Annotated in this window: 5 protein-coding genes and 1 pseudogene; 4 read left to right on the top strand and 2 right to left on the bottom strand. The window is 73.2% G+C overall.

Annotation, left to right across the window (positions count from 1 at the left end; genetic code table 11):
* From PHC73_RS09985 to PHC73_RS09995, 3 genes and pseudogenes are all read left to right on the top strand, one after another.
* Positions 1-307: pseudogene (locus PHC73_RS09985) on the top strand (hypothetical protein); the annotation flags it as partial.
* A gap of 9 nt (positions 308-316) precedes the next feature.
* Positions 317-1,303 (top strand): magnesium transporter, encoded by a 987-nt coding sequence (locus PHC73_RS09990; protein ID WP_300127450.1) that lies wholly within the window; start codon positions 317-319, stop codon positions 1,301-1,303.
* Positions 1,304-1,364: 61 nt separating this feature from the next.
* On the top strand, positions 1,365-1,748 hold the full coding sequence (locus PHC73_RS09995) for an HMA2 domain-containing protein (protein ID WP_300127452.1): 384 nt from the start codon (positions 1,365-1,367) through the stop codon (positions 1,746-1,748).
* Between the two features lie 309 nt (positions 1,749-2,057).
* On the opposite strand, the gene metK is transcribed toward PHC73_RS09995, so the two are convergent.
* Entirely contained in the window at positions 2,058-3,263 is a 1,206-nt protein-coding gene (gene metK, locus PHC73_RS10000) for a methionine adenosyltransferase (protein ID WP_300127455.1), read from the bottom strand.
* Positions 3,253-6,198, bottom strand: coding sequence for a cation-transporting P-type ATPase (locus PHC73_RS10005; RefSeq protein ID WP_300127458.1), 2,946 nt, complete (start codon positions 6,196-6,198; stop codon positions 3,253-3,255). Before PHC73_RS10005 ends, metK begins: the two co-directional genes overlap by 11 nt.
* 408 nt (positions 6,199-6,606) lie before the next feature.
* Between PHC73_RS10005 and PHC73_RS10010 the strand changes: the two genes are divergently transcribed.
* Positions 6,607-6,876 (top strand): DOPA 4,5-dioxygenase family protein, encoded by a 270-nt coding sequence (locus PHC73_RS10010; protein WP_300127461.1) that lies wholly within the window; start codon positions 6,607-6,609, stop codon positions 6,874-6,876.
* Positions 6,877-6,955: the final 79 nt, after the last annotated feature.

Consider the following 6,955-nt stretch of genomic DNA (forward strand, 5'->3'; position numbering starts at 1 on the left):
CGTGCAGGGCGCCGCCGCGGTCGGCGCCGATGTCGGCGTGGTGGCGCGGCGCGCCGTGGACGGCACGCTCGAAGGGGCCGGCGAAATCGGCGGCAACGTGCTCGACGTCGCCAAGAGCGCCGCCGATGGCGCCATCGAGGCCGCCGGCAGCATCGGCAAGAGCGCCGTCACCACCGTGCGCGAACTGCTGGTGGGCGTGGTCGGCGGCGTGAAGGACGTGGCCGGCGCGGCGGTCGGCGGCGTCAAGGACATCGCCGGCACGGCGCTGCCCAAACGCAGCGAGCCGCCCAGCGACGGACAAGCCTGAGCCACCACCATGCCCGACGCCACTGCCGCCGTGACCAGCGCTCCGGTGAACGTCGGCGGATGGGTGGTGCGGCGCCTGCCGCGGGCGGCGCCGCAAACCACCGCTGCCGCGGCACGCCGCGAGCTGATGGACACGCCACACGACGCAACCGATGCCGTGTGGGTGGTCGACGACGCCGGCCGCCCGCTCGGCGTGGTCGGCATCGGCACCGTGCTGACGGCCACCGCCGAGCGTACGCTCGGCGAGCTGATGGCACCGGTCGGCGACTGCATCACCGCCGACGCCGACCGCGAGACGCTGGCCAACGCGGCGCTGCGGCAACCGGTGGCGGCGGTACCGGTAGTCGACGCCGGCGGACGGCTGGTGGGGGCGGTGCCCTCACACGCCCTGCTGCGCGTGCTGCGCGCCGAGCACGTCGAGGACATGAACCGCCTGGTCGGTATCGCCCGCAACCACCACGAGGCGCAGGCCGCCCTGGCGGGCTCGGTACGCCGGCGCGCCGCCGGGCGCCTGCCATGGCTGCTGCTCGGCCTGGCCGGCAGTGCGCAGGTCACCTGGCTGGTGAGTCGCTTCGAAGGGCTGCTCGCCGAGCGCGTGGCGGTCGCCTTTTTCGTGCCGGCGGTGGTGTATCTGGCCGATGCCATCGGCACCCAGACCGAGGCCATCGCCGTGCGCGGCCTGTCGTTCGTACGGGCGCCGCTGGGGCGTCTGCTGGGCGGGGAGCTCGCCGCCGGCATGCTGGTCGGCCTCACGCTGGCCGCATTCACCTTGCCGGCGGTGTGGCTGGCGCTCGGCGATGTCCGCCTGGCGAGCGTGGTGGCGCTGGCGGTACTCACCGCCGGCACCGTCGCCAGCGGCCTTGGCCTGCTGTTGCCGTGGCTGTTCGACCGCCTGGGGCATGATCCGGCCTACGGCAGCGGCCCGCTGTGCACGGTGGTGCAGGACCTGCTGAGTGTGGCGGTCTATTTCGTCATCGCCCGGGCGCTGCTCGCCTGACACTGCTTTGTCACGCGCTCATCCGACACTGGCGGCGTCTTTGGCCACCACGCGTGCCGCCATGATCCACCCCGTGCACCACGTCCCCGGCCGCCTGCGTTTGCGCATGCCGGCCATCAAGCACAACGACCACCACGCCGACGCCGTCGGCCGCCTGCTCGGGCAGACCGACGGCGTGCTGCGGCACGCCATCAGCCCGCGCACCGGCAGCGTGGTGGTGCACTACGCACCCGGGAGCTGCGATCCGCAGCGACTGATCGAGCGCCTGCGCGAGCTGGCGCCGCCACCGGCCGCGGACAAGGCCATGGTGGCGTGGCAGCCGGCGTCGCCGGCCGCGGGCAAGTCCGACTCCCTGCTGCAGCGCGTCGGCCACAGCGTGGCCACCAGCCTCGCCGAGAAGCTCATCGAGCGCTCCGCCATGGCGCTGGTGGCGGCGTTGCTGTGAGCCGCGACGGTTGCCGGGGAAACAGCGGCCGCGGCTGAGGCCGCTCCCGCCACGCCGTCGCGCGGCGCACGCCCGCGCGATGCCCCGGGGGCGTCAAGACGTAAGCGATTCCTTTAACAGGCCGTTGAAAAAGGGCTGTCCTGCCCTTTTTCAACTCGCCGTGCCCGGCACCTGTCCGGGCACGGCTCCGACAAATCAAATACCTGCGTATTTGATTTGCGCGCGAGGCATCCCTGCCTCGCCTTCACAGGCTGTTTTTCAACAGCCTGTTAAAACCGGCCTAACCCGGGCCGCTCACACAATCCGGCCTCAGCTCACACCGGCCGCGCGGCGCACATCGGCCGCCTCGTGCAACTGCTCCCACGGCAGGCCAAGATCGGTGCGCCCCACCTGGCCGTAAACCGCCAGGCGCCGAAAAAACCCGCCGCGACGCGCCGACAGGTGGCGCAGGTTGAAGCGCCGCACGATGGCACCGACGCGCAGGTCGAGCGTGTCCTGCAGCGCCTGCGCCAGCGTGTCGTCCGCCACCACACCGCTGCCGAAGCTGTCCACCTGCACGCTGACCGGCCGGGCCAGACCGATCGAGTAACTCAGCATCACCTCGCAGCGCGCCGCCAGACCCGCCGCCACCAGCGCCTTGGCGGCATGGCGGGCGGCGTAGGCGCCGCTGCGGTCGATGCGCCCGGGGTCCTTGCCGCTGAGCGCGCCGCCGCCGTGGCGGGCGAACTCGCCGTAGGTGTCGACCGCGCCCTTGCGGCCGGTGAGCCCGGCGTGCACGGCGGGTCCGCCCGGCGCCGGCGGCAGGCCGGCTTCGGGATTCACGAACAGCCGCGCCGGCTCCTCCAGCGCCAGCCCTTCCTGTGCCAGCACCGGCTGCACGGCTTGGCGCAGCAGGATGTCGCGCACCTCGGCCAGCGGCGGCGCGGCCGGCAGGCAGCCGGCCTGCAGCGTGATGCTGTGGATGCCCGCCGGGCGGCCGTCGCGGTAGCGCACCGCCACCTGCGTCTTGCCGTCCGGCGACAGCCACGGCAACTGCCGGCCCAGGCGCAGCAGCGCCAGACGCCGCGCCAGCCGGTGCGCCAGGTACAGCGGCATCGGCATCAGCACCGGCGTGTCCTGGCAGGCGTAGCCGAACACGGTGACCTGCTCGCGCGCGGTGAGCGCGTCGAGTGCGGCGTCGGACAGGTGCTGCTCGTCGGCCGGGTAGCGCTCGGCGGGGTCGAGCGCGGTGATGGAGGTCATCACGCTGCAGTCGGCGGCGTTGAAGTCGCCGCTGTCGTAACCCACCTCGGCGATCACCCGCCGCGTCAGCTCCGCCAGGTCCACGCTGGCCGCGGCGGCGTAGCGCACCGCCAGGAACACCACCCCGCGCGCCAGCGCGCACTCGGCGCTGACGCGCGCCAGCGGATCGGCCGCCAGCAGGCGGTCGACGATGGCGTCGCTGACCTGGTCGCACAACTTGTCCGGGTGGCCTTCGGTGACCGACTCGGACACGAACACGAAATCACGGGCCATGGGCGCCTCCGGTGGCGGGCTTCGCCGGCGGCGACGCGGTGTCGGCCGCGGCGGCGTCCGGCTTGGACAATTCGTTCAGCAGCATCGGCAGCCCGGCGCCGGCGGCGATCACCGCCCAGTCGAGCAGCCGTGGCGGCGTCAGCCCCAGCAGGCCGCGCAGGCCGGGCAGATAGGGCAGCGCCACCTGCACGGCGAGCGAGCCCAGCAGCATGCGCCGCAGCGCCGGGTTGGGCGGCAGGTGGGCGGCCGCGAGGCGGCGGTCCGATCGGCACACCAGCGCGTGCAGCAGCTGCGCCAGCGTGAGCGTCATGAAGGTGAGGCTCTGGGCACCGCCCGGCGCGCGGCGCAGCGCCCACAGGTACACGCCGAGCGCACCGCCGCTGATGGCCAGCGACTCGCGCAGCAGGCGCCGGTAGTCGGCGCCGGTCAGGATCGGCTCGGCGGGATCGCGCGGCGGGCGGCGCATCACATCCGGCTCCGGCGCCTCGAGTGCCAGCCCCAGCGCCGGCAGGATGTCGGAAGCCAGATTCAGCCACAGCAGCTGCAGGGAACTGAGCGGCACCGGCAGCCCCAGCGCCACCGCCGCCAGCGTGATCTCGATCTCGCTGAGGTTGGTGGCCAGCAGGTAGTGCAGGGCCTTGCGGATGTTGGCGTAGATGCTGCGCCCGCCGCGGATGGCCTCGATCAGCGTGCGCAGCTCGTCGTCCTCGATCACCACGTCGGCCACCGAGCGCGCCACCGGCGAGCCGCCGTCGCCCATGGCGATGCCGATCTGCGCCGCCTTCATGGCCGGGCTGTCGTTGACGCCATCGCCGGTCATGGCCACCACCCGCCCGCCGCGCTGCAACGCCTGCACGATGGCCAGCTTGTGGGCGGGACTGACGCGCGCGAACACCTGCGTGCGCGGTGCCAGCGCCGCCAGCAGCTCGGGCTCCATGCTGGTCAGGGCGGCGGAATCGAGAATCTGCACCTCGCCGCCGGCGGCGAGGTCCAGCTCCCGCGCGATGGCGAACGCGGTGGCGCTCTGGTCACCGGTGATCATGGCGGTAGCGATGCCGGCGGCGTGGAACTGCGCGATCAGCTCGCGCATGCCCGGGCGCAGCGGATCGGCCAGCCCGACCAGCCCCAGCCAGACGAGGCCATGACCGGCCAGCTGCGCCTCGTCGTCGCCTTCCGCCACCGCCAGCACGCGCAGCGCCTCGCCGGCCAGCGCCTCGTTGGCGGCCGCCACCTGCTCGCGGGCAGCGTCGTCGAGCGGCTCGATGCCGCCATCCGCCCGCCGCCAGCGATCACACAACTCCAGCACCCGAAGCGGACTGCCCTTGACCGCCACCCGCGTGCGCCCGTCGGCGGCGCGGTGCAGCGTGGTCAGCCACGGCCGCTGCTCGGCGCGGCCGATCAACGCCTGCCGCGGCCAGGCCGCGCGCAGCGCCATCACCGCCACGCCACCCTCCTGCGCCAGGCGCAGCAGCGCGGTCTCGGTGGGACTGCCCTGCAGCGCCGCGTCCGGCCCGTCGCCGTCCACTTCCACCTCGCTGCACAGCGCCAGGGCTTCCAGCAGCGGCGTCCAGGCGGCGGCATGCTCGCGCACCGCCCGCGCCGGCCGGCGCTCGCCGTCCACCTGCACGGCGACGGCGGTCATGCGGTTCAGCGTCAGGGTGCCGGTCTTGTCCATGCAGATGGTCTGCAGCGCACCCAGCGTTTCCACCGCCGCCAGGTGGCGCACGCTGATGTGGCGGCGCTTGAGGTCCCGTACGCCGAGCGCCAGCGTGGTGGTGGCCACCATGGGCAAGCCCTCCGGCACCGCCGCCACCGCCAGCGAGATGACCGAGCGCAGCAGCGCCAGCGCGCCCTGGCCACGCAGCAGACCGAGTCCAAACAGGCCCACGCAGGCGGCACCGGACACCACCACCAACTGCTGGCCGAGCCGTTCGAGCTGCGTTTGCAGCGGCGTCTGCGGCGCACTGGCCGCGCCCGCCAGCGCCTGGATGGTGCCGATCTCGGTGCCGGCGCCGGTGGCGACCACCACCGCCAGACCATCGCCGCCGGTCACCGCGCTGCCCTTGTACACGCGGTTGATGCGCTCGGCCAGCGGCGTGTCCGGCGCCAGCACCGGCTCGGCGCGCTTGGCCACCGGCTGGCTCTCGCCGGTCAGTGCCGACTCGTCGACCGTCAGATCGGTCGCCGCCAGCAGGCGGCAGTCGGCCGGCACCCGGTGACCGGCCCGCAGCCACACCACATCACCCGGCACCAGCGCCTCGGCCGGCAGGTCCTGCCAGGCGCCGTCACGGCGCACCCGCGCCACCTCCGGCACGGCGGCGTCGAGGCCGCTGATGGTGCGCTCGGCCTGGCGCTCGGTGAAAAAACCGATGCCGCCGTTCAGCATCAGCACGGCGGCGATGGCGAGCGCGTCGGCGAGGCCGCCGGTGGCCAGCGACAGCCCGGCCGAAGCGCCGAGCAGCACGATCGGCAGGCCGGTGAACTGGCCGAGCAGGATGCTCAAATCGGACCGCCGCGGCGGCGCCGGCAGCGCATTGGCGCCGTACCGGGCCAGGCGCTGCGCGGCGGCCGCGCCGTCGAGCCCCTGCGCCGCAGCATCCAGACGTGCCAGCGTCTGCGCCACCGACAGGGCGTGCCAGTCATCGTCGCGGTCGGGCGGGTCGGCCCCGTTGACCGGCATCCGCGCTGGCACCGGTGCCGGCCGGGACGGCGCCTCGCCCACGCAAGCGCTCACCAGCTGCGCCAGCCGGTCCGCACACCAGGCGCCGTCGTGGTGAATCAGCACCCCGCCGGTCAGCGGATTGGCGCTGACGGCGCAAATGCCATCCCTGCCGCGCAGCTCGCCTTCGAGCCGTCGGGCGAGCTGCGGCGCGCCGCGCAGGCGCGCCAGGCGCAGGCGCACCCGCCCCGGCACGCGGGCGTGAGCGATCGCCACCGCGCCGGCCGCAACGTCAGTCGCAAAACTGGTCCTGCCCACCCCGCGCCCCGTCTCGACCGCCGGCATCAACGCTGCGCTCCCTGCCAGACCGCGCACTGGCGCGGCAAACGTCGGGCCAATCTACGTTTCACACCGTCACAAAACCGTGACACGGCGCTCCCGCGGTCGCCGCAGCCGATAATCGGCCAACGCCGCCGGCGTCAGGGAAATGAAAACTTCCATCCGTGGAACTTTTCGGCTCGCGTCCGCGCGGCACACGCCGGCGCCACGCGCAACGAATCAATGGCGTATGCCCTCGATTCAGGCCGCAGCCCCGCCCCGGACAGAATCGCTCGACAAATCGTCGGTTCATCGGGCACGCGTTGCTCGATCGAGCGCTTGCCCAAGGTATGGAGACCCCGCCCCATGCAGACTTTCCCCGTGCTGCTGCCACAGGCCGTGGCCGAGTACCACGCACACGTCTACTTCGACCCCGCCACCCGGCCGGTGGCCGCCTGGCTGCGCGAGCAGCTCGAACACCGCTTTGCGGTGCGCATGGGCCGCTGGCGCGAGCAGCCGGTCGGCCCGCACAGCAAACCCATGTACCAGGTGGCCTTCACGCCCGAACTGTTCGGACAGGTGGTGCCGTTTTTGATGCTGAACCGCCACGGCCTCGACATCCTCATCCACCCCTAAACCGGCCTCGGCCATGCTGGCGTTCACACCGTCCGCTGCGCCTGGCTGGGTGACAAGCTGCCGCTCGACGTCGCGTTTC

Source organism: Immundisolibacter sp. (assembly GCF_028696615.1).
Taxonomy (GTDB): domain Bacteria; phylum Pseudomonadota; class Gammaproteobacteria; order Immundisolibacterales; family Immundisolibacteraceae; genus Immundisolibacter.

Coding starts and splice junctions, on each gene's coding strand:
- PHC73_RS09990 (WP_300127450.1), top strand. CDS start 317: ATGCCCGACGCCACTGCCGCCGTGACCAGCGCTCCGGTGAACGTCGGC.
- metK (WP_300127455.1), bottom strand. CDS start 3,263: ATGGCCCGTGATTTCGTGTTCGTGTCCGAGTCGGTCACCGAAGGCCAC.
- PHC73_RS09995 (WP_300127452.1), top strand. CDS start 1,365: ATGATCCACCCCGTGCACCACGTCCCCGGCCGCCTGCGTTTGCGCATG.
- PHC73_RS10010 (WP_300127461.1), top strand. CDS start 6,607: ATGCAGACTTTCCCCGTGCTGCTGCCACAGGCCGTGGCCGAGTACCAC.